Here is a 19,381-nt window from a genome sequence, read left to right as displayed (position 1 = left end):
CAGATCATGAGTATGCCATAAATTTTATGGTTTCAGAAGAGGTCTATTATAAAAAGCTCATGCATGCAGCAAAAATAGGTGATCTACAAAAACTTATACAAGTGCTACACACAGGCGTTAATCCTGATGCCAAAGATGAATTTACGGGAATGACCGCCCCCATGCATGCAGCAAGTAATGATCACATAAATATTGTTAACTACCTCGTCACGCAAACACGTGCAGACATAAATACAAAAGATATAAATGGGGCTTCATTATTAACATATCTCATATCAGGCCAATTATATACCGATGACGATATCATCACCCCTATTCTACGTTTAAACGAATTTACCCCAGAAATAAAAAAACAAGCCGCTGCCTATGCACGTAAGCAAGGACGTCCTGATATAGCTAAACTCATTGAAAGTTATAATCAACCAAAAGCAAAATTATAACATTTGGAGGTATTACCATGAGTCTAAAAAACATAATAACCAGATTGTTTTTTAGCGGCCTACTATAAGCAATAATTCAATAAAACAAGCGGTTACCATCAATTAGTAACCGCTTATTTTTATATATTCACATGCATCTTGATAATAAAATTCATCCAGCCCTTGCAATAAATCAATAAAATTCTGCAATGCCATTGTATTATCTACACAGACAAGATTATCAATCATTTTGTATATATGATGTAACACCATATCTCGTTGCACATCAGTACGTCTCATAATTGCGTACACAAATCGTTGGTGTATTGCCACCATCATATCCACAGAAAGCGCTGTAGCATATTGCTCTAAAAGACGTTCTGCCTGCTTAATATCACCATGTGCCACACAAACAGTGACTAATTTATCTACATATACTCCAACCTGGACTGTCGCGCCTAACTGATTATATAAACCGGTCAACAAGAGTAAATATGTTTGATCAGTCGGATACATACAATGCATATGCTCACAAACCGCAGCGGCCTCAAGCAATCTATTTTCATTTTTATATAAATCAATTGCTTGGTCGTACCGATTTCTTGCAGACTCATTATCCCCAAACGAGTGGAAAATATCGCCTTCAAGCTGATTAGAAAATGCTATGTCATCAAAAGAATGTGCTAATAATCGATACATGCCCAGTGCCCGCTCTTTTTCACCACGTGCAACACAATCGGCAATTTTAAACCACGCAATATTATACTTATCAGATGGAATGTTATTCATCATTACTCTAGACCTCTTACTACTTCACCGTTCATTACTATATAAACACTGCAACTACTCTAGACATAAAAAAAAATAAAAGACAAGAATCTATTGGAAAAAAAATGGTGCCGGGAGTCGGAATTGAACCAACGACACGATGCTCTTCAGGCATCTGCTCTACCACTGAGCTACCCCGGCACAAACATGTACTATCATAAAAATGACTGTATAATACATTAAAGACTCTATGTATGTTATATTTTAAATGATTTTTGTCAATATATTACCGTAAAATTAATCTATAAATCTAATATCTCTCTCGGAAGCAATTGCCAACAAAAGGCCAATTTGCTAGGATTGAACCAATATAGATAGTACCTAAAACCTCTTTAAAAGGCCTTCATGAACAGTCTACAGGAACAAATCCGCACCTTAAAAACACAATTTGATCATGACTTAAACGCTGCTACATCAGCACAAGAACTTGAAGCCGTTCGTGTTGCCTTTTTGGGACGATCTGGCCACATGACTCATTGCATGACCCAACTGAAAACATTATCTCTAGAAGAAAAGCAGGCTATCGGCCCCCTCATTAATGAACTTAAATCAATGATGGCCGAACAATGCGATCAAAAAAAAGCTGCATTAATCCTTGCACTCGCAGAGCAAGCAAACCTAAAAAAGAAACAGTTTGATGTCACCGCCTATCTACCACAACCATATCGCGGGACAAAGCATATATACTCCACATTTATTGAACAGATAGAAACCATTTTTATATCAATGGGGTATACCATTGCTGATGGACCAGAGCTTGAAACCGATTATAACAACTTTGAAGCGCTCAATATCCCCGCAGACCACCCTGCCCGTGACATGCATGATACCTTTTGGATCAGCGACGTACCCAACATGTTACTACGCACGCATACGTCTCCTATTCAAATACGATCAATGAAAGCACAGCAACCGCCGCTCGCCGTTGCTGCCCCAGGACGGGTATATCGTAACGAATCGGTTGATGCATCCCATGGCTTTTTGTTTGCACAAATCGAATGTATGTTTGTTGATAAAAACGTGTCCATGGCTCACTTACTCGCTACTGCCAAAACATTTTTACAACAATTATTTGAAAAAAAAGATTTAGAGATTCGTGTACGTCCTGGTTATTTCCCTTTTGTAGAACCAGGAGTAGAAATTGATGCAACCTGCCCTTTTTGTACTACCGGTTGCTCAACCTGTAAAAAAACTCGATGGATTGAACTACTTGGCGCAGGTCTTATTCACCCGAATGTACTGAAAGCATGCTCGATCGACCCAAATATTTATTCAGGATTTGCATTCGGCATGGGCCTCGAGCGACTTGCAATGCTTAAATATGGCATCAATGACATTCGCCTATTTCATTCAAGTTCTATACATTTTCTTAACCAATTTTAATCAAAACATGATAATAAAGGATTATTAATGGATATCATAAAAGCAATTATTCCTGCTGCTGGCCTAGGCACCCGATTTCTCCCTTTGACTAAAGCAATTCCAAAAGAGATGGTACCCCTGCTTAATAAGCCGGCGATTCAATACAGTATTGAAGAAGGGATTAATTCCGATATATCCCAATTTTTAATTATCACTGATAAAAATAAACAGGCTATCGCTGACTATTTTGATTTTAGCCCAGAACTTGAACTAATACTTAAAGAACGGGGCAAAGAAAAGGTTATGGCTGGGCTTGAAAAGCTCATTCGCCTTGCACATTTTACCTATATTCGACAATCTGAACCACTTGGGCTAGGACATGCCATTTTGCAAGCACGACATACTATTGGTAAAGAGTACTTTGGTGTATTTCTTCCTGACGATATTATTGTCGGATCTGATCCCGCACTTGCACAGCTGATTCGCGTAGCACGACAAGAAAAAGGAAGCGTCATTGCAGTACAAGAAGTGCCTGATCATTGCGTATCATCGTATGGTATTATTGATGTCAAAAAACAGATCACGCCAAACCTATTCCAAGTCGCTAACCTTGTTGAAAAACCAAATCAAAAAGATGCTCCGTCAAATTTAGCAATCATTGGCCGCTATGTGCTCTCTCATAAAGTATTTAATGCACTTGATGAAATCAAAGTATATGCACATGATGAACTTCAACTGACCGATGGTATCAGCCAAATGATGAAAAATAATGAGAAAGTGTTTGCATATAAAGTAAATGGTATGCGATACGATGTTGGCAATCCACTGGGTTGGATCAAAGCAGTTATCGGCATTGCTCTACAACATCCGCAGTATGGGCCGCATGTGCAAGAATTTCTCGCTGATTTAAACACAACCAGCTCATTTATGTACAACCAAAACAAAAACATTACTCATACTTTATAATAGCCCACCCAAAAACAAATCGATGGTTATTGTAATAGATGAAAGATTGTAGGAAGTTGTTGACACCCGATCGCCGTCACAGGCTGTCGGGCGTAGTGTAACAAAGATGGAGGCTTGCCAATACGGTCGCAAGTTTTCTACTCTGGCGTCGCTTTATTCTTATTTTTTCACGCCATTATTGCCTTTTTGAAACTAGATCAATTATCATTATATGTAAATATGATCTAATTTGTTTTTTTAATGCGTGTAGATATAGGAAAAATATGAAAAAAATAATATGTCATACCGTGCTCATTACAATCTCGTTATTATTTCCCACATACAGCCTATACAGCTGTCCCACGTGCATAGGAACCGTGGATCACAAAACCAAAGCCCCTACATTTTTCGCTGATGATTATGATCAATATTGGAATCTAACCAACCGAGACAACGCACACATCCTTGAAGAAAAAAAATCTGAAAAGAAAAAAGGAGAACAATAATGAAACTATTATTGCTATTGATTCCCATGCTCACCATTGCCACGAGTATGCACGCATCACCTGATTGCCTTGATAACAGCAAACATTTAACTGAAAAATATGATAATAAAAATTATTATTACGTCTCAACGAGTAGCTGTGGCCCCTGCAACTGCCCTTGTGAAAAACAATATCCTATATCATCAAACCGTGGAAAATGCTGGAAATGTAATCATTATGGGGTACGGGGACCCGACATAGAAGTGTTAAAACAGACAAAAAAATAGATTCTGCAACTTGGCTACATTTTTTTATCTGTTATTCTTGACGCTCATACACAAACATTATTACTATTACCTCACCTAGATCCATCATGCATGTGCTTATTTAAAAAGGAATTATCATGAAAAACTTTTTATTGCTTACATTCATACTCACTTTTATATGCGTACCCGTGCAAGCAAGTGATGAGAGCAAAGAAACAGAAGACCTGACTGAAGGAATAGTATTCTTTCCATCATTTTTTCGCTGTCCAATCACCTACGCTGGATGGCAACTGCAACGATGTAAACCAGGAACCATAGTAGTACAGGTTGGTATTATTATCCACAATGATCCTGATAGCCCTCACTTCAAACATATCCCTTTACAATATCTAACGAAAAAAAATGATGGCGATAAAATAAAAATAAAAACTCAGGAAGGAATTATAACATTAAGATGTGGAATATCACATCAATACTGTCGAAATCAAAAATCATTTACTGAAACAAAAATAAGGCTCCTCAGAGCTTTTGCAAAAACTCCCAACTGTTACAGAAGCGACAGATATAGATTGCATTCATTAGGAATTCTTGCAGAAGAAGGCTGCTTGCGCCCTAAAACAGTACATGGTAAAAAAGGCTTTAAACTACATGAATACCTCACTGAAAATAATCACTCTAAAACGCTTCTTCATAGACTATTAACAAGACATCGATCATGAAATGGTCTATAATGAAGCTACGCTTATTATTTCTCATGCCACTATTATTATGCATGTATATCTCAGCGGCCAATGACGAAGAAGTAAAAGATTCTCCAGAGTTCTTAAGCGACCGCCTTCTTTTTATCATGCCTCATCCACTCATTTATGCTGGAGAGTACGATTATCATTCCGACGCAGTACCATTTAAACCACATGAAGTACTCATATATATCGGCACAATACCGAGCAAAGAAATCAATGGCGGGCAAAGCAAAATTCAGAATAATTCACCTAAGAGACCTCAACCACCTAAAAGCCCTAGACCAGACCATATGCCGATACAAGCCAATAACTATCCTGCAAAAGAGCGTCTCCAAGTACCTCACCTCTCTTCATTATGCGGATTTATACCGTTGCACTACTTGCAACATAAAAAGGAAGGGGACGTAATAAACATAGATATTCAGAATACAATCGTATCGGTGATCTGTACTAATAAAGTCGCATATTATAATTATAATCAACCACCAAAAGAATCATTTTCTGAAAAAATAGGGCGACTGCACAAACAATTCATGCAAACCCCCACGTATTACAAAGATCAAGAACAAACATTGTTAAAGTACGCAATTATCAAAAGAAGAAGAAAAAAAGGAATGGAACATGGACCAAATGGAATAGCCTTCAGCCCTAAACTTTCTCCGCAAATTTCTCCACGATTAAGCCAGCTATTACCCATCAACTGAAACAATACAGTTCTCTATAACAGGAATAAAATATGAAAAAAATAATAATATTAATCACCCTACTATCCCATGCACAGATTATTAATTGCGCGGCAGAAGAATTGTACACTTCCCTTTGCTATCAGGCAGATGGCGTATTATGCATTCTGCCCAAAACACAACTCATTTATGCAGGAACAATGGATGCAAAATATACTCCTGAAACAGTGTTGGTGCCAGTAGGAGTATCCTTATCAAGCGAGGAAAGCGACATCAAAGAATCGTCAGAGTCGGTAGACCGACTCCACCTACCGATCGGTACGTTTAAAGGAAAAATAACGGGTGATCTGAAAAGAATAGCACTCTATAACAGCGATGGATTGCTTACCGATTATACGGTAGCATATAGTAACTCCGGATATTCTCCAGTCGATAGAGAACTACCGCATATTAAAGCGGATAAAAAAAATGACCCATTACAAAAAACAATTCGTCGCATGATGAAAGCCTTTGCACGAAAGCCAAATTTTCATCCAAGGGATGCTGAAAAGCTTATCGAATTGGGTATTATTATTCAAGAAGTAGGATGCCTATCTCCAAAAACAGTGCACGGACCAAATGGATTTAAATTACCAACCTCCCCTAAAACGCGCAGAGCTTTGCATAATCGTTTAAGCCTGAGCAGCCCGAAGCTAGCGCAAAACCATAGGCAATAAAAACCAACACCGCTTTTACCTATTGCGTCTTGGCATCCCTCATTAAAAATGAAACCACAGAATCAGGATTGAGCGAAATAGATGTAATACCCGATTCAATTAAAAACTGCGCAACATCTGGATGATCAGAAGGAGCCTGCCCGCAAATGCCAATATATCGATTGGCTTTTTTTGCTCCTTCGATTGCCATACACATCATAATTTTTACCGCTTCATCTCGCTCATCAAAAAGTGATGCGAGCATCTCAGAATCACGATCAACACCAAGCGTCAGCTGCGTTAAATCATTTGACCCAATCGAAAACCCATCAAAATATGCACTAAATTGTTCTATGAGCAGCACATTCGATGGCACTTCAACCATCATCGCCACCTTCAATCCATTTTTACCACGCTCTAAACCATACTGGGCCATTAAATCGATAACCGCTTTCGCCTCTGCAACGGTACGCACAAAAGGAACCATTAATGTGATATTCGTAAGCCCCATTACATCCCGCGCATACACCATCGCAGCACATTCAAGCGCAAATGCCTGTGCATAGCGCTCATTATAATAACGAGACGCTCCACGAAACCCAATCATTGGATTTTCTTCTTCCTGTTCGAAAATCGTACCACCGATCAAACTAGCATATTCATTTGTTTTAAAATCAGAAAAGCGGACAATAACTGGTCGTGGATAAAATGCAGCCGCAATCATCCCAACTCCTCGCGCCACGGTATCGACAAAAAATTGCTTTTTATCCGAGTACCCAGCAGTAATAGTTTCTATTTTTTTGCGTACATTCGCATCGGCAACCCGTTCTGGACAAACAAGTGCCATTGGATGGATTTGCACTACATTACTAATTAAAAACTCAAGACGCGCAAGTCCAACTCCTGCCACGGGCAACGCGGCATATTGAAATGCATTATCTGGATCTGCAATATTCACCAAAACATCGACAGCCGGTTGGGGTATATTTTGTAATGATCGTTCTGTTTTGGTAAATGGAATAGCACCCTCATAGATATACCCGACAGAACCACGAGAACAATCGATAGTAATCTGTTGCCCTGTTTTAAAAATCTGCATCGCAGTATGTGTACCAACAATCGCCGGAATACCCAGTTCTCTGCTGACAATTGCAGCATGACAGGTTCTACCACCTCGATCAGTAATGATGCCCACCGACCGTTTCATTGCAGGCACCCAATCTGGGTCGGTCATTGCAGTAACAATAATATCACCTTCTTGCACCTGCGCAGCGTCAGCAACTGTGTTAATAATACGAACGACACCCGAAACAATTTTTTGTCCAATACTCTGCCCCGTTAGCAACGCCTTGGGGTATTGATGTGCTTTTTCTATACTCCATTCATAGAGTACTGTCGCATGCTGGCTACCCGCGTGTACTGTTTCTGGACGAGCTTGGACAATATATAACTGACCATCCACACCATCTTTTGCCCACTCAACGTCAACTGGGCACCACTGCCCCTTTAATGCAGAATATCTCTCTTCTATAGCTATAACAGCGCTAGAAAGCTCAAGTAATTCTTTATCGGTGATACAAAATGTTCTCGCTTGCTCCGCATCAACAGGAACTATTTTTACCGCCGCAGTCTGATCATCGGCATACACCATCTTTGTTTGCTTTTCACCACACTGTTTTTTAATAATTGATGGAAATCCTTTTCTGAATGTTGGCTTGTGCACAAGAAACTCGTCTGGTATAACCTTGCCTTGGACAATCATCTCACCAAGCCCAAATGATCCTGTCACCATAACTACATCTTTAAACCCCGTTTCTGTATCTAAAGAAAACGCAACACCAGAGCATGCCAAATCAGAACGAATCATTTTTTGTACACCTATCGATAAGGCAACCTTACAATGATCAAACCCTTTAGTTATGCGATACACAATCGCGCGATCAGTAAACAACGAAGCCATGCATTCCTTACAGCGCTCAAGGAGTGCTTGCGCGCCCCGTACATTCAAAAAAGTTTCCTGTTGCCCCGCAAACGAAGCATCTGGTAAATCTTCTGCAGTTGCAGAGGATCTGACTGCCACATCACAATCGGTAACATGATATTCTGCAGACAAAGCTTTATACGATCGTATAATCTCATCTGCAAGATCTTCTGGCATCACGCCTGCTATAATTCGTGCACGAATCGCTGCACCAATTTGGCTACGGTTTTGCAAATCTTGCACACCCGAAAGCTGATCTAATGCCTGGCGAATAAACGGCTCTAAGGCATTGCGCTCCAAAAAATATCGATACGCATCCGCTGTAATGGCAAACCCACCAGGCACCTTAACTCCTTGTGATGTCAAATCTGCAATCATTTGCCCCAATGATGCGTTTTTACCTCCAACGGTGGCAACATCAGTCAAGCGAACATCTTTAAAATTTTTTATATATTGCATTGCGCTTTTTATCCCTTTTTCAACAATAATCTCGAACAACTTCTATCTTAAAAGTCAACTCGATCGTAGCAACTTCAGTTGCCAATATACAATAAATAATTATACTGGATACCAATTGTAAAAAATATAAAGGCATAACATGAAACGTTTTTTTGAATCAAATATAATTTCGACTGGATTAGCAATATTTTCTATGCTCTTTGGCGCAGGTAATCTCATGTATCCTCTGTACGTTGGTATGCATGCCGGAGACAAAAACTTCTATGGCCTTGCGGGCTTTATTATGACCGCAGTATTACTCCCGCTTGCCGGTTTTATTGCTATGATGCTTTTTAATGGAAACTACAATACGTTCTTTAACCGTCTGGGAAAACCATTTGGCGGTCTCATGATTTTTTTCTGTATGATCATTATCGGCCCTCTGATTGCAATCCCCCGTATAGTCACCCTTTCTCATACGATGATCGCGCCGTTTTTACCCACGTCAATACTCACTACTATAACCCCTACCTCTTCATTTTTGTTTAGCCTTATTTTTCTTGGAATAACCTTTTTGCTCACGTATAAAGAAAACCGCATTGTTGATCTTCTTGGATATGTAATCAGCCCCGCCCTACTACTCTCTCTGGTGATCATTATCACTAAAGGGCTTATGACAACAAAAACTGCCGTTTCTAACAATTTGTCTAATTTTACTGTCTTTAAAATAAACTTTATGCGCGGCTATGAAACGCTAGACCTCTTGGGAGCGATATTCTTTTCGTCTATTGTAATCAATATCTTAAAAAATAAGATTGGTAAAAGTATCCAACATAACCCCCGTTTACTTTCATCTATTGGCTTAAAAGCGGGTATTATCGGTGTATCCTTATTGGGTTCCGTTTATATTGGTATGAGCCTGCTCGGCGTATACCACGGCCACGGCTTTGAAGCGGTCAACATGGGAGAACTATTTAAAGAAGTATCTTTCAGCATTCTGGGATCCCACGGTGCCGCAATTATCGCTACCGCTGTATTAATGGCCTGTCTATCGACTTCTATAGCGCTTTCTGCCGTTGTAGCCGATTACCTCCACACAGACATTCTTTCTAGACGAATCAGCTATGCTACTGCATTGATCTTCACCCTGTTATCATGCCTTCCCATGAGCACTGCTGGCCTTGATATCGTACTTGCCTATACTGGAGGATTTATTACCTTTGTTGGTTACCCGGTCCTTATTACCATCACTTTTGCCAACATCCTGTATAAACTATTCGATTTTAAACCAATAAAACTACCTGTTCTTATAACGCTTATTATCGCGTTTGCAAGTTATAAAAACTATTTTTAAAATCGTAATACGCCCCTTCGGCCTATTCAATGTGAATAAAATGGAGGGGTGTTCTTCTTGCGTCCGTGCAACACTGAAACCTTCATTCCTTCATCACGAAAAAAGCTCTCTCTACATTACATAATAATGGACCGATGTATTGATCTTTAAAGAAGTTTCTATAGAATAAAAGATACAGATAGATAAGATAATAAAATTTCAAATTAAAAAATGTACCACTCAAATCGGAGTATTTCTATGAGAAATGGACAAAAAATAGCCCGAGACTACCCTACATCAAATAGTATTCTATTAGGCATCTTCGCAATAACCTTATTGCATTCTACAGCCGCTTACGCAAGCGATGACAAAAAATCTCCAGAGCCGACTCCAAAAAGTAGAACATTTTCCTGGAAAAGTACGTGGCCATTCGGAGATGGATGGTATAGCGATATACCGGACACAGATACGAAAGTACCTGAAACCAGTAAAAAACCGGTAACCCCGCCAGCTGCATCTAATGCACAAACTGGATCTACCTCAAACAATGTCGCTCCAAAAGTAGTTCCTGCACCAGCGCAACCTCAACAGCCTGGAACCGTAAAAGCTTCTCGGGCCGCAAACCTCGTATCCAGCGCTGTAAACATTACAAGTGATTGGCTCGTAAAGCCTATTTTCGTAACAACTCCTAGAGCCGTTTGCGCTGGCGGTAAATGGGCATTAAAAAAAGTAGGAGTCGTTTCAGAAGATGAACCTGTTTCAAAGGGAACCGGAAGGGCAACTGGACAAGGTGCCACATTTGCCGCAAAATGGGGCGGTAAGCTCACTACAGCCGCTATCAATGAGGCAACAGAATTTGTAAGAGCAGTAAGCCAGGAGCTAGAAAAAAAAGGTTTACTCCCTACAACAGGCAATCCAATGGCCGGAAAAGTATCAGTAAGACAATGGTTCTCTGCATTGCTGAGACGTGCTACAAACGCTGTACAAGATTTAAATGACGCGGAAGCTTATATTATATTCGAATCACACAGAGAAACTATCCTGCAACCTATTGATCCAGACAACCAGACTTCTGATATAGGCGCGAAACTCTTTGCTCTCGACCATTATGGATTGCTTCCATTCATTGGATCAGACAATACAAAAAACCGAGCAGCATTTTCGAACCTATTATTCCGCGCAAGTATGGCAAAAAGAGATAGAGAGGTTCTCTATAATGGTGTTGCTCAAGTATATGCAACAATCGCTGGATCATGGCTTCTGAACAACAGCCTAGCCACGGGAACATTTACCATGCCAACAATAACTGCAGCGAGTATCACAGTTTTGGCACGCGATCGTTACCATTATAATTTCGTCATCAAACCTGGTTATGTAGCTTTGACACCAATTGCATCCCCATCTCCAAAAGTAGTTGGTTGTGATCGCTTTAGTATCAGTAAAACAGCTGTTGCTAAATTAGAACAACTTCAAAAGAGAAATAAAGAAAGAGGAAATGATGGCAATCCTCCAATAAAAAACTTAACCCACGATGTTATCACTCCATTCTTAGAAGATATTCGTGCTGGCCGCGTAGTAATTCGTGACAGAAATTCAGTGGATGAAGATGGCAATCCTGCCGCTATCCCTGCAATAATTGATGTGTATAAAGAAGGATCTGCAAAGGCTCTTGATACTGAAAATATCAAATTCACGTTAGAGCGAGAAATTGCTGAAATCAACGCTGCTATTCAATACCTAGAAACCTATAACTATAATATAGATTGTGGTGAAGATTGGTATCAAGCTGGTTGGAAGTTTGACTATTTAGCAGCTAAAAAAGCAGCTAAAATCACCCCTGCAACCATGTTTTATGATATCACCTCTGAGCAATTTAAGGCGGTGGATGATTTCATGAAAGAAAAAGATCCAATATGGGAAGTGGCTCTCAGAATACCAAGAATCGATGTTGCATGCGCTTGGTACCCAACTCGCCTTCCCTACTTAGCACAACCATCTCGCTGGATCTGCTCATATGCAATGCCTTTCTTTGCATATCAACGAGCAAAACTAGCATGGTGGGGGTTTGTACAACAAAAAGAAGCTGCTGAGGCAATATATAAATTACTTGTACCGCCTGTAGCGTAATCAGCCATTATCATAGAAATGCAAAGAGTCGATTGGAATAACCAGTCGACTCTTTTTTTACATTAGGACCTATCCGAAAATCCTTGCCATATTACAAAAGCTAATCAAGACCAAGAAACCTCCGATCGTCGTAGCGAGCCGTCATTGGCGGCGTGGCTATCCAGGCAATAAAACAATATTTATTAAAAAAACGATCTCATCAGTCGCGCCTTACAGGCGCATAATTACCTGGATCACCACGCAAGCTCGTGACGATGATCAGAGGTCAATAATGCTAAGCCTGTTTATTTAATAGTCCATACTGTTTTTTCTATTGAAAGAGATTAAAATCTTAATTTCCGGATGGGCTCTTAATAAAAAATATTTTAAACAATATCACTCCTGCTTAGATACAATCGCGGCCTTCACAAATCCATAAAATAATGGGTTAGGATTACTAAATCTGCTATTAAATTCAGGATGCGCCTGCGTTGCAACAAAGAAAGGATGATCTGGCAGCTCTAAAAACTCCATCAACTGCGTAGCATCCGCACGTAGATATCGTCCCGAAAATCGTAAGCCATGCTGCTCTAACAGTGCAACATATGCCGGATTCATTTCATAGCGATGGCGATGTCTTTCTATCACCATATCATTCATATCAATAGCTCGTGCAGCTCGATATAATGCAGCCACTTTACTTCCTGGTTGCACGTGAGCAGCATATGCGCCTAATCGCATAGTTCCTCCATAGGCATTATCATCAATCAACTTTTTTTGTAACGGCAGTATATCGATGATTGGATGTTCTGTCTGTGCATTCACTTCCGTGGTATGCGCATCACGCAAACCGCACACATTACGCGCAAATTCAACCGCTGCCAATTGCATGCCATAACACAATCCAAGGTATGGAATATTATGCTCACGCGCATATTGAATGACCGCAATTTTTCCTTCAACCCCTGCTACGCCAAATCCGCCCGGAACAATAATGCCATCGAGAGATTGTAGCTCAGATTTTGCAGATGAAGAATCGCTTTGTAGTTCCGTCACATGAGGAATGCAGACGGATTGCGCATCAAGCCATACCACATCAATTCCCACATTCAACTGCGCACCCGCATGTATTAACGCTTGATCTATACTCAAATAACTATCGGTTAGACTATAATCACCGGTAGATAAATATTTGCCAACAATACCGATGCGCACACGTTTTGCAGGATTTTTAATTGCGTCAACACGCAACTGCCACGCAGACCAATCCGGCGTACGTTTTGATACAAGGTTTAATTTCTTAAGCATTTTTGCCCCTACCCTCTCTCGCTCTAAATCAAGCGGGATTTGATAAATCGTATCAATATCGGGAGCGGCAATCACGTGATCAGATGGAATATGTGCATATGTTTCTATTTTATTTTTTCTTATCTCATCAATTGCGTACTGCGATCGACAGACAATAAAATCTGGAGATATACCCTCTTCATTTAGCAGTCTAATGGCTTGCAACGCCGGCTTTGTCTTCATCTCATGAATATGTGCAGGAACCGGCAAATAACAGACAAGAACGTATGCAACATTATCAGAACCAAGCTCACGCTCTAACGCTTTGACTGCAAAGAAAAATGGCTTATTTTCAAAATCCCCAACAGTTCCCCCAATCTCTATCACTGCAACATCATACCCATCTGCAGCATCCTTAATCCGACTAATAACTTCATTCGTTATATGGGGAACAAACTGCACCGTCTGGCCAAGATATCCACCGGCACGTTCACGGTCAATAACCGCTTTATAAATCTGCCCAGTCGTAATATTATTTTTTTTAGGAATAGATTGATCTAAAAAACGTTCATACGTTCCTAAATCTTGATCGATCTCCCCACCATCATCAGTAACCCATACCTCACCATGCTCGGTCGGCCGCAGCGTACCTGCATCACAATTTATATATGGATCAATCTTAATGAGCGTTGTTTTATACCCATTTTCTTTAATGATTTTACCTAACGCGGCAGTAGTAACCCCTTTACCAACGCCAGATATCACACCACCAGCAACAACTATATATTTTGTCATACAAAAAAATCCTATATCTATTAACTACATTGTATTAACGACATAGGATCTAATGATAACAGTACAAAGAAGAAAACTTAACTACTTAACGAGGATTTTATTTTTACGACTTTCGCGATCTTTTGCGCGTAAGGCTTGGATGATCTCATCAAAATCACCCAACATAACCATATCTAATTTTTTTAAGGTCACTTCAACTTGGTGATCAGTAACACGATTTTGCGGATAATTGTAGGTACGCACTTTTTCAGAACGCATGCCCGTGCCAACCAATTCCTTGCGCTCCTTACTCATCGCTGCTTCATGCTGCTCAACTTGCGCTGCAAGAATACGAGACTGTAACACCTTCATCGCTTTCGCTTTATTTTTATGCTGCGAACGCTCATCCTGACAGGAAACAACCACACCGGTAGGAATATGGGTAATACGTACCGCAGAATCAGTGGTATTAACATGCTGACCACCGGCACCACTTGCTCGAAACACATCTATACGCAAATCAGAAGGAGCAATAGTAACATCCACCTCTTCCGCTTCTGGCAACACTGCTACCGTCGCAGTAGACGTATGAATACGCCCAGCAGTTTCAGTTGCAGGAACTCGTTGAACACGGTGCACTCCAGATTCGTGCTTCAAGTGTCCATACACATTATCACCCTTGATATGCAAGACCACTTCACGAAAGCCACCCAAATCTGTTGTGCTGGAACTATCAACGGTAGCACGCCAGTTTTTACGCTGCGCATACCCCATATACATTTTTAGTAAATCAGCAACAAAAAGCGATGCCTCTTTACCTCCCGCACCAGACCGGATTTCTAAAAACACCGAACGATTATCATGCTCACTCGGTGGATATAGAATATCTTCAAGTTCTTGATTATGTTTTTCTAAAGATTGCCGAAACTCTGCGATTTCTTGAGTAAACAGCTCTGTCATCTCAGGATCAGATGATTGCGTACGCTGAGTTTGCGCTTCCTTAAGCTGCCGCTCAAGATCATCAATTTTTTCATGTTTTTGCAGCAAGTTCGTTAAGCGCGATAGCTCTTTCTGCAATTCATGACGATCTTTATTCTCTATATTAAGGTCAGAAAGACGTACTAAAAGCTCTTGTTTTCGAGCTTGTAGCACGTCCCAATTTATAGACATACCAGTTATTTTTTCTTGTTATATTTTTGCTGAAATTTATCAATTCTACCAGCAGTATCAACAAATTTATGAGCACCAGTAAAAAAAGGATGGCACTGTGAACACAATGTTCCTTTTAATTCTGTAGAAGTCGAACTGGTTGCGAATGAAAACCCACATGACGTACAACGAGCGGTCACATCATGCATTTCTGGGTGAATACCTTTTTTCATACTCTATAACTCCGTATCATCATATGTATATTACTATTACTAACTGCACTGCAAACAACCTTGTTCGCAGCATCTTCTTATTATCCCGTAAACAGCCTGCTTTGTAAAGGAGCTTTTCATGAGAATCCAGGCACAACATACATTTCTATGCACCTTTCTAAACCGCCTCATCCACGTGCCTAACTTTGGATATCGCCACCAATACAGTCAATACCTACTTGTGCCATGCCTAAATCAGCACCAGATCATCCTTTACCCCACTTACATGAGCGGCCCGATCATGCATAGAACGGTACGCAACAAATGATTTTATAATCGGTAACGACGTAATGGTACATATTGCCTTCTTTGCAAACATCTGCAAGCGAGCATACCAAGGAGCATCTTCAGCATCGGGATAATAGAGAGATTTTACAACTGCTGCAAGGTGCACTGGAGGGCAATATGCAAGCTCCGCTGCCTGCTCATCAGAATAATGCTCAAGCTTTTGAAATAATTGCATAATGCATACCATCTGAGCAAGGCTAATGAGGCGCCCCTGATTTTTAGATACATATGATGCTCGCAAAGTATTCACGATATGACTCAATATCCAAAGAACAACTTCCCGCATAAAACCATGATCTTGGCTATGATGCGTTAAACTATGAGCAATTACAAACCTTTTTTGCTCATCGGTCATCTGATTCAACCAATCTTCATTCAAATACACCCGATTCAAGCTCTGATGTGACCGTATGCCATAATATCCCTCTAATCGATAAGATAATATGCTTAGATAATTGAATAAAAATCGTAGATCTACTGGAAATAACCTAAGCAAAAATCCACTATTCCTCAGCTTAATACCCCGATGTTCAATCTGTAACTGCTGCGCAACCTCTTCAAATAATCTAATATGCTTCTCGCTCATCTGACCACGAGACAGAAAAAAGTCTGTTATAGTACCAAAAATCTCTGGCAACTGATAAATTCCACGAGCTGGCGCCTCTCTATGCCCAGCATGCGCAGGCACAGACATTCCTACCAGCAACACTAACAATAAACAATAAGAAGATATGTTTTTTTTATCAAACACCATGCAAACTTCCTTTTTTTAACCAAAAACACCATGATATACGTGTGGTATCATACCCTAACGCTCCTGGCATTACAAACCCTAAAACGATCATAGATGCGTCATACTCAGCAAGGATTCAAAACCTATACACCATTACCCTTTTGGCTAGAAGCATGATATTCTGTACTGAAATAGGATCTTAAATATATGAAATATATGGAGAAAATTATGAATACCCTATCTAAATCAATCCTGCCATCCCTGGTAATCACATTATGTTACTTCTCGAGCGCTTACTCCATCTTGCCCTTCAATACATGTCCACAAACAGGCGAACCAAATAAATCAATCATTTCCATCGCCCAAGGGGATATCACCAAGCAAAAAGATATTGATGCTATTGTGAACGCAGCAAATTTCAAGTATCTCACCCATCCAGGCGGAATCGCCGCAGCAGTTAAAAAAGCTGCCGGCCCTTCTTGGGATGCAGAATGGAAGCAGGCGACCACTAATCCAAAATTTGGTGATAAAAAAGATCAAAAACGAGCAATTTTAACAAGCGCTCATAATTTAACGGGTAATAACATCAAATACATTCTTAACGCGGTAGGGCCACAAGGGACAGAGCGTGATTGGCAATCAAAACTCAAGAAAACATATACCGATGCATTAATGGTTGCACACGAAAACAATCTGACAAGCATCGCATTTCCTGCCATTAGTACCGGTATTTTTGCACAAGATGCCTCGGGTAAAACGGTTATTACTCCGGAAATTGCTGCAAACACTGCTGTGGAAGCTACACAAGAATTTTTAAAAGCTCATCCAAAAACTCCTTTACAAAAAATTAGCTTTGTTGTGTGGGATGCTGCGGCATTTGCTGCATATACGGCAGCGCTTTCGTAAAAAAAGAAAAAGAGTTTTATTTTGCTCAAAAGTCCCCGGAATCAATCTGGGGACTTCTTTTTTACCGAATTTACTCCATTCCTTCCGGCAACGTATCACTTACAAAAAGCTCTTCATCTTTCTCATAAATAAAAATCTCCGGTGCTTTTGCTTTGACTAACGCCTGCCAGTCATTTGTTAACCGTAACAACACATTGCGATCCATTTCTATAATGTGCTCTTCTGGCTCATCATAAAGAATTGAAGTCGGCTTTAATATTACTTTGTCACCTTTAACTAATATCCTTGTATATTCTCCAGACATTCCTCGACCCGTAGAATTAAGTAAGGCTTCTTTAACCCATTCAGCATCTGAACCCTGATCATTAAAAAGAATTGATAATGTATCAACATATTCATTTGTTGTATGATTTTTCCCCCAATATAAACCACTTCCTATAGGATTCATTTTAATATAATTTTTTTTAAATTCTAAACCATCCTGCGATGGACCAGCCACTTTCATACCTTTCTCTCCAAATTTGGATAACTTGTAACTATTTTACCGATTAGTTTCTCTGATTGTGTTTTGCACATTTCTATTATTATCGTGATACTAACACCTTCACTAGTTTCACCAATAATTTCCCATTTCTTCCCTTTACGTTTCTTGTGAACAACATTGCGCAATGCTTCCTCTATTTTCTGTATAACCTGCGCTCGCGTCCAATGATCAGGAAAAAGAGTTGAATCTTTTGTCTCACCACCAGCATAAGACCATCTAATCTTGTATACTCCATGCTCGCCTCGTTGAATAACAATACTTTCTATTAAGCCACTTTTTTGTATTTCTCCTAAATGATCATGATGAAAACCCGCTGGTGCAATTACATTATCTTTGCAACCTATTTTCAGGACTGGATTAAAAATATGTTCGTAATCAACCCAAATATGTACACCTTCACCAATTTCAATAGGAAGCGATAATGTTCCATCAAAGACTTTTACTAATTTTTCAATTTCTTCTGGAGATAAAATAACTTCTTCTAATTCTTTTGGCCTGTATGCATGTTTTCCACCAGCGGAACGTTTACCATGTTCTTTACAAACATTATTCTGTTTCTGCTTGCAGTGCTGTTTTACTTTGTCCAAAATAATTTTTAACTCTGCATCTGCTTCAGATAACGTTTTGACGTGTTCTTTATCAAGAACAAATGATTGTTTAGATTCTGCATGGTCTATTGCAGCAAGATCAATAGTAATGACTACATCTTCACTATCTACAGTTAGCTTTGATTCATCGGCAATAATTAATTCATCACTAACAATGGCTTGCGAATCTGCCTCGACCTGCTCTTCTGTTTCAGGTAATGGTTCATCATTAAATTCACTATCTTCTTTAGACTCACTATCTTCTACAGCTTTATCTACATCCTTTTCTGATTCTGCGCACTCTTCACATGGCTCTTGAGACTTATCATCAACTTTTGGCAACTTTTTTAAAATATCTTCCAATATCGCTGCCCAACCTCGAGAGGAAAAACCACACGGGCGCGTTTCAATATCTTGCCCTACGTTTGTCCCACACTCCCATTCTTTAAGCAAATCATCTGCTTTTGGAGAAGGATCAAACTTTTTATCTGGATGCTCACCAAGATTGTCTCCAATACCGGTGACACACGGACCAGGAATGGGTATTTCTTTAGGCA

The 19,381-nt window shown here is 39.9% G+C and carries 19 protein-coding genes and 1 tRNA gene; 11 read left to right on the top strand and 9 right to left on the bottom strand.

From position 1 onward, the window contains the following. Window positions 1-440 (top strand): ankyrin repeat domain-containing protein (locus VGT41_03020; protein HEV2601244.1); only part of this gene is annotated, 440 nt, incomplete at its 5' end. Window positions 441-542: 102 nt separating this feature from the next. On the opposite strand, the gene VGT41_03015 is transcribed toward VGT41_03020, so the two are convergent. Together VGT41_03015 and VGT41_03010 are read right to left on the bottom strand one after the other, a co-directional pair. Then, window positions 543-1,211 carry a hypothetical protein gene (locus VGT41_03015; GenBank protein ID HEV2601243.1) on the bottom strand — a complete coding sequence of 223 codons (669 nt, stop codon included), beginning with the start codon at window positions 1,209-1,211 and terminating at the stop codon, window positions 543-545. A 102-nt stretch (window positions 1,212-1,313) separates the two neighbouring features. Next, a tRNA-Phe gene (locus VGT41_03010) sits at window positions 1,314-1,388 on the bottom strand. Window positions 1,389-1,592: 204 nt separating this feature from the next. Here VGT41_03010 and pheS point away from each other — a divergent pair. The 7 genes from pheS to VGT41_02975 all read left to right on the top strand — a co-directional run bounded on the left by pheS (window position 1,593) and on the right by VGT41_02975 (window position 6,447). Further along, window positions 1,593-2,630, top strand: coding sequence for a phenylalanine--tRNA ligase subunit alpha (pheS, locus tag VGT41_03005; GenBank protein HEV2601242.1), 1,038 nt, complete (start codon window positions 1,593-1,595; stop codon window positions 2,628-2,630). Window positions 2,631-2,657: 27 nt separating this feature from the next. After that, entirely contained in the window at window positions 2,658-3,575 is a 918-nt protein-coding gene (locus VGT41_03000) for a UTP--glucose-1-phosphate uridylyltransferase (protein HEV2601241.1), read from the top strand. Between the two features lie 263 nt (window positions 3,576-3,838). Further along, a complete protein-coding gene (locus VGT41_02995; GenBank protein ID HEV2601240.1) occupies window positions 3,839-4,060 on the top strand; it encodes a hypothetical protein in 222 nt (73 codons plus the stop codon). Continuing rightward, window positions 4,060-4,326, top strand: coding sequence for a hypothetical protein (locus VGT41_02990; GenBank protein HEV2601239.1), 267 nt, complete (start codon window positions 4,060-4,062; stop codon window positions 4,324-4,326). Before VGT41_02995 ends, VGT41_02990 begins: the two co-directional genes overlap by 1 nt. A gap of 116 nt (window positions 4,327-4,442) precedes the next feature. Continuing rightward, window positions 4,443-5,024, top strand: a complete 582-nt coding sequence (locus VGT41_02985) for a hypothetical protein (protein ID HEV2601238.1) — start codon at window positions 4,443-4,445, stop codon at window positions 5,022-5,024. Further along, the gene (locus VGT41_02980; GenBank protein HEV2601237.1) at window positions 5,021-5,752 is read left to right on the top strand and encodes a hypothetical protein; all 732 of its coding nucleotides are present in this window, start codon (window positions 5,021-5,023) and stop codon (window positions 5,750-5,752) included. Before VGT41_02985 ends, VGT41_02980 begins: the two co-directional genes overlap by 4 nt. A 32-nt stretch (window positions 5,753-5,784) precedes the next feature. Continuing rightward, window positions 5,785-6,447 carry a hypothetical protein gene (locus VGT41_02975; protein HEV2601236.1) on the top strand — a complete coding sequence of 221 codons (663 nt, stop codon included), beginning with the start codon at window positions 5,785-5,787 and terminating at the stop codon, window positions 6,445-6,447. Between the two features lie 19 nt (window positions 6,448-6,466). Here the strand turns inward: VGT41_02975 and ppsA are convergent, their stop codons facing one another. Continuing rightward, entirely contained in the window at window positions 6,467-8,866 is a 2,400-nt protein-coding gene (ppsA, locus tag VGT41_02970) for a phosphoenolpyruvate synthase (protein ID HEV2601235.1), read from the bottom strand. Window positions 8,867-9,005: 139 nt separating this feature from the next. On the opposite strand from ppsA, the gene VGT41_02965 reads away from it, so the two are divergent. Then, window positions 9,006-10,199, top strand: coding sequence for a branched-chain amino acid transport system II carrier protein (locus tag VGT41_02965; protein HEV2601234.1), 1,194 nt, complete (start codon window positions 9,006-9,008; stop codon window positions 10,197-10,199). 237 nt (window positions 10,200-10,436) lie between these two features. Continuing rightward, window positions 10,437-12,305 carry a hypothetical protein gene (locus VGT41_02960; protein ID HEV2601233.1) on the top strand — a complete coding sequence of 623 codons (1,869 nt, stop codon included), beginning with the start codon at window positions 10,437-10,439 and terminating at the stop codon, window positions 12,303-12,305. Window positions 12,306-12,680: 375 nt separating this feature from the next. Here the strand turns inward: VGT41_02960 and VGT41_02955 are convergent, their stop codons facing one another. From VGT41_02955 to VGT41_02940, 4 genes are all read right to left on the bottom strand, one after another. Continuing rightward, a complete protein-coding gene (locus VGT41_02955) occupies window positions 12,681-14,366 on the bottom strand; it encodes a CTP synthase (GenBank protein HEV2601232.1) in 1,686 nt (561 codons plus the stop codon). Between the two features lie 81 nt (window positions 14,367-14,447). Continuing rightward, complete coding sequence (prfA, locus tag VGT41_02950; protein HEV2601231.1) at window positions 14,448-15,515, bottom strand: peptide chain release factor 1; 1,068 nt, start codon at window positions 15,513-15,515, stop codon at window positions 14,448-14,450. Between the two features lie 5 nt (window positions 15,516-15,520). After that, complete coding sequence (gene rpmE, locus VGT41_02945; GenBank protein ID HEV2601230.1) at window positions 15,521-15,727, bottom strand: 50S ribosomal protein L31; 207 nt, start codon at window positions 15,725-15,727, stop codon at window positions 15,521-15,523. A gap of 229 nt (window positions 15,728-15,956) precedes the next feature. Beyond that, window positions 15,957-16,808 (bottom strand): M48 family metalloprotease, encoded by an 852-nt coding sequence (locus VGT41_02940; protein ID HEV2601229.1) that lies wholly within the window; start codon window positions 16,806-16,808, stop codon window positions 15,957-15,959. Window positions 16,809-17,015: 207 nt separating this feature from the next. On the opposite strand from VGT41_02940, the gene VGT41_02935 reads away from it, so the two are divergent. Continuing rightward, a complete protein-coding gene (locus VGT41_02935) occupies window positions 17,016-17,693 on the top strand; it encodes a macro domain-containing protein (GenBank protein HEV2601228.1) in 678 nt (225 codons plus the stop codon). A 70-nt stretch (window positions 17,694-17,763) separates the two neighbouring features. On the opposite strand, the gene VGT41_02930 is transcribed toward VGT41_02935, so the two are convergent. Both VGT41_02930 and VGT41_02925 read right to left on the bottom strand, forming a co-directional pair. Continuing rightward, the gene (locus tag VGT41_02930) at window positions 17,764-18,198 is read right to left on the bottom strand and encodes a hypothetical protein (GenBank protein ID HEV2601227.1); all 435 of its coding nucleotides are present in this window, start codon (window positions 18,196-18,198) and stop codon (window positions 17,764-17,766) included. Further along, a partial coding sequence (locus VGT41_02925; protein ID HEV2601226.1) for an EndoU domain-containing protein occupies window positions 18,195-19,381 on the bottom strand: 1,187 nt, incomplete at its 5' end. The genes VGT41_02925 and VGT41_02930, both read right to left, overlap by 4 nt.

It is taken from the genome of Candidatus Babeliales bacterium (assembly GCA_035944115.1).
Lineage (GTDB): Bacteria > Babelota > Babeliae > Babelales > Vermiphilaceae > DASZBJ01.
The sequence above is the reverse complement of the archived record's forward strand: the minus strand, read 5'-3'. Positions and strand labels throughout refer to the sequence as shown.